Annotated in this window: 2 protein-coding genes; both read left to right on the top strand. The window is 64.5% G+C overall.

Annotation, left to right across the window (positions count from 1 at the left end):
• The first annotated feature begins 304 nt into the window (after positions 1 to 304).
• The gene (locus WCE35_RS21075; RefSeq protein WP_424595250.1) at positions 305 to 1,852 is read left to right on the top strand and encodes an acyl-CoA synthetase; all 1,548 of its coding nucleotides are present in this window, start codon (positions 305 to 307) and stop codon (positions 1,850 to 1,852) included.
• A 185-nt stretch (positions 1,853 to 2,037) separates the two neighbouring features.
• On the top strand, positions 2,038 to 4,260 hold the full coding sequence (locus WCE35_RS21070) for an acetate--CoA ligase family protein (protein ID WP_424595249.1): 2,223 nt from the start codon (positions 2,038 to 2,040) through the stop codon (positions 4,258 to 4,260).
• Positions 4,261 to 4,431 lie beyond the last annotated feature (171 nt).

The following is a 4,431-nucleotide window of genomic DNA, read 5'->3' as shown; positions in this document are numbered from 1 at the left end:
CCATTGCGCAGGGAAGGCCGGAGGCCCCGGCTGATACCTGTATGCTCGTGTGCGCATTCTTATGCACATCCTGCACACGAGACCGCGGGTGCCAGCCAGCACCCGGCCTTCCCTGCGCCCTCTGTTTCAGGAGGGCGGAGATTCCCAGCAAAGCCCGGGCGCACGCGCCGCGGGAATGCGAAGCCGCGTCTCACAGCCACTCAACGCAAGACAGTATCCAAATACGGCCGCTCCATCGGCGGTTATGGCATAAGATGAAGCCGGGATCAGGCGGCGCCAGGCCGCAAAACCTTCGGAGGATATCGTGCCGGTTCGCCACTACGACTGGATCGCCCATTTCGGCCGCCGCACCCCGGACAAGATCGCGGTGGTCGATCTCGCCAGCCAGCGCCGTCTCTCCTATGCGCTATTCGACGCGCGGATTGCGCGCCTCGCCACCCATCTGCGCGACAACCTCAAGATCGCGCGCGGCGACCGGGTCGCGGTGCTGGCGCTGAACACCACGGATACGCTGGAAGTGCAGTTCGCCTGCGGCCGGATCGGGGCGGTGTTCCTGCCGCTGAATACCCGTCTCACCGTCCCCGAACTGCGGTTCATCGTCGGTGACGCCTCGCCCAAGGTGATGATCCACGACACCGACCTGGCCGAGGTCGCGCTGGCGGTCGCAAAACTCTGCGACATCTCTTCCGCGCTGCTGCTCGGGCCCGGCGGCGCCTATGAGGCCGCGATCGCGGCGGCAAGGCCGCTCGAGCGGGCCGAGGACGTCACGCTCGATGACATCTCCACCATCATGTACACCTCGGGCACGACCGGCCAGCCGAAGGGCGCCATCATCACCCACGGCATGACGTTCTGGAATTGCGTCAACCTCGGCGGCCCGGCCTATATCTCGCCGTCCTCGGTGCTGCTCACCGTGCTGCCGCTGTTCCACACCGGCGGACTGAATTGCTACACCAACCCGGTGCTGCATGCCGGCGGCACGGTCTTGATCATGCGCGCGTTCGATCCCGGTTTCGCCCTTCAATTGATCAGCGATCCGTCTCACCGCATCAACGTGTTCTTCGGCGTGCCCTCGATCTATCAGTTCATGGCGCAGCATCCGGCGTTCGCGACCTCCGACTTCAGCCGCCTCGTGATCGGCGGCGTTGGCGGCGCGCCGATGCCGGTGCCGCTCCTGAAAACCTGGGAGGAGCGCGGCGTCGCCCTGCAGCAGGGTTACGGGATGACCGAGACGAGCCCCGCGGTGCTGACGCTGGACCGCGAGGACGCCGTCCGCAAGGCCGGCTCCTCCGGCAAGCCGGTGCTGCATACGGAAGTGCGGATCGTCCGGCCCGACGGGTCGGATGCCGATGTCGGCGAACTCGGCGAACTCTGGGTCAGGGGCCCGAACGTGACGCCCGGCTACTGGAACCGGCCGGATGCGAATAAGTCGTCCTTCACCGACGGCTGGCTGCACACCGGCGATGCCACCCGCGTCGACGCGGAAGGCTTCTACACCATCGTCGACCGCTGGAAGGACATGTACATTTCCGGCGGCGAAAACGTCTATCCGGCCGAGGTCGAGAGCGTGCTGCATCAGCTTGACGCCATCGCCGAAGCCGCGGTGATCGGCATACCCAACGAGCAGTGGGGCGAAGTCGGCATGGCGATCGTGGCGCTGAAGCCCGGTCACTCGCTTAGCCCGGCGGAAATTCATGCGCATTGCGCGGCCAATCTGGCGCGGTTCAAATGCCCGCGCCTGATCGAGTTTGTGGATGCCTTGCCGCGCAACGCCACGGGGAAAATCCACAAGCCGACGCTGCGCAAGAATTTCGGTTCGCCGAAGGCCACCGACCAGGCCATCGCTTCATAATGGAGGTCGGTTCCTGATTTGGCCTCCAATTCTCCGCTTCCCGGGATATCGCGCGCAACCTGACACCTGCAAACTGTCCGACGTGAGTTGCCACCTCCCCCAAGTCTCAATAAAAAGAATAAAAATCATGGTCGGTGGTGATCGTCGTGAGCTACCGCCAAAGCAATCAGACAAGGGCAGGCTCCATGGAAGCGCAGGCAAGAACCGCGTCCCACTCGACGAAAAAATGGACGCCCCCCGCCGACACGAGCGAGATCGTCAAGCGCATTCATGCGATGCTGCATCCGCGCAACATCGTGCTGGTCGGGGCGACCGACAAGCCCGGCAACTATGCCGAGCGCATCTGGAATAACCTGATCAAGTACCAATACGAAGGCGGGCTCTATCCTGTTAACGCCAGGCGCGAAACGATCTGGGGCGTGCCCTGCTACAAGGATTTCGCCAGCCTGCCGGAAAAGCCGGATCACGTGCTGGTGCTGGTGCCGGCGCGTTTCGCGGTGCAGGTGATCCGCGACGCCGCGGCCGCCGGCGCGCGCTCCGCCACCATCGTCACCTCCGGCTTTGGCGAATTGCAGGATGAGGAAAGCCAGCGGCTGGCGGTCGAATTGCAACGGGCGGTGCGCGAGACCGGGCTTGCCGTCACCGGCCCGAACTGCCTCGGCAATTTGAGCGCGGGCGAAAAGCTGTTCACCAATATCGACGACCGCATCGTCACCATGGAAGCCGGACCGGTGGCGATCGCCGGCCAGTCCGGCGCGATCGTGATGGCGATCCGCCAGGCGCTGGAGGATCGCGGCGTCGGCGTCGGCTACATGGTCACGACCGGCAACGAGACCGGGCTCGAGACGCCGGACCTGATGGCGTATTTCGCGGCCGATCCCTCGATCCACGTCATCGTGGTCTATCTCGAGGGCGTGCGGAACACGACAATGTTCCGCCAGGCCTGCAAGGCCGCGCGCGCGGCCGGAAAGCCGGTGATCGCGCTCAAGCTCGGCGCGTCCGAAGGCGGCCGCGCCGCCGCGATGGCGCATACCGGCGCGCTCGCCGGCTCGATCGAAACCTTCGATGCGATCTCCGCCCGCGAAGGCGTGATCCGCGTCCGCGGCCTCGACGAGCTGATCGAAACCACCGAATGCTTCGTCCATGCCGATCCGCCGAAGGGCAACCGCCTTGCCGCGGTCTCGCTGTCCGGCGGCAAGCGCGGCCTGCTGATCGACGCGTTTCATTCGGCCGGGCTGAATTTTGCGCCATTGAGCGACAATGCCACCGGGCAACTGGCAAGAATGCTCGGCCCGGGCAGCATCGTCGGCAATCCGCTCGATGCCGGATTTGCCGCCGTGGTCGATCCCACCGTCTACATGAATTCGATCAAGATCATGATCGACGATCCCGATACCGACATCGTCATCATCGATTCCGAACTGCCGAAGGCGCCGCATGAATTGCGCGAGCGCAATTTGCGCATCGTCAACGAGATGGCCGGCGCCGCCTCAAAGCCCGTGGTCTACATCAGCGCGATGTCGATCGGCTTCACCGAATTCACCAAAACCTTGCGGAAATCGCTCCCGCATATCGCGGTCATGCAGGGCCTCGACCGTGCGGTCGGTGCCATCAAGTCGCTGATCGACTATTCCGGCCTGCGCAAGGAAGTGCCCGACATCGCCTCGAGCTCGACGGCTTCGGCGCGCGCGGCGCTGGAGAAGGCGCTGAAAAGCGCCAATGGCGCTGCCGCGCTCGACGAGGTCGCATCGAAAAAGCTGCTGAAAGCCTATGGCATCCCCGTCTCCAGGGAGGAGATCGCCCAGACCGCCGCGGAAGCGGTCAGGATCGCCAAAAAGATCGGCTTTCCCGTCGTCGCCAAGGTGGTCAGCCCCGATATCCTGCACAAGTCCGACATCGGCGGCGTGGTGCTCAATCTCAACAGCGCGGCCGAGGTGAAGAAGGCGTTCAACGATATCAGCGCGCGGGTGCAGAAGCTCAAGAGCAAGCCGAAACTCGAGGGCATTTTGATCGCGCAGCAGCTCAAGGCCGATCTCGAGCTGGTGGTCGGCGCCTCGCTCGATGCCGAGATGGGACCGGTGGTGCTGTTCGGCACCGGCGGCGTCGATATCGAATTGATGAAGGATGTCGCGCTGGCCGGCGCGCCGCTGGACGCGGACGAGGCGAGGCAGCTGATCCACCGCACCAAGGCCGGCGTGAAGATCAAGGGCTATCGCGGCAGGCCGGCGCTGCATGAGGCTTCGGTGGTGAAGGCGCTGGTCGGCCTGTCCAATTTGATGGCGGACGCGGGCGACCGCATCGCCTCGATCGACGTCAATCCGTTTTTGATCAACCGCAAGCTCGGCGTCGCCGTCGACGGCCTGATCGTGCTCAACAACGAAGCGGCGAACCAGGCGGCGAAGCATTGACTTGGGAATCGTATGGTGGACAGAGCGCTGCATCGCTCGCGTCCCGGACGCGGTGCAGCGTTCTTTACGATGCACCGCAGAGCCGGGACCCATGTCTCCATCAAGATTGGACCCCGGCTCTGCAGCGCATCGCTGCGCGCTGCACTGCGTCCGGGGAACGCAGGCACTCGC

It is taken from the genome of Bradyrhizobium sp. (assembly GCF_049691595.1).
Classification (GTDB): Bacteria; Pseudomonadota; Alphaproteobacteria; order Rhizobiales; family Xanthobacteraceae; genus Bradyrhizobium.
This window is presented reverse-complemented; position numbering and strand designations above follow the sequence as displayed.

What these genes read in the sequence shown, in the direction of transcription:
- WCE35_RS21070 (WP_424595249.1), top strand. Translation starts at nt 2,038, where the DNA reads ATGGAAGCGCAGGCAAGAACCGCGTCCCACTCGACGAAAAAATGGACG.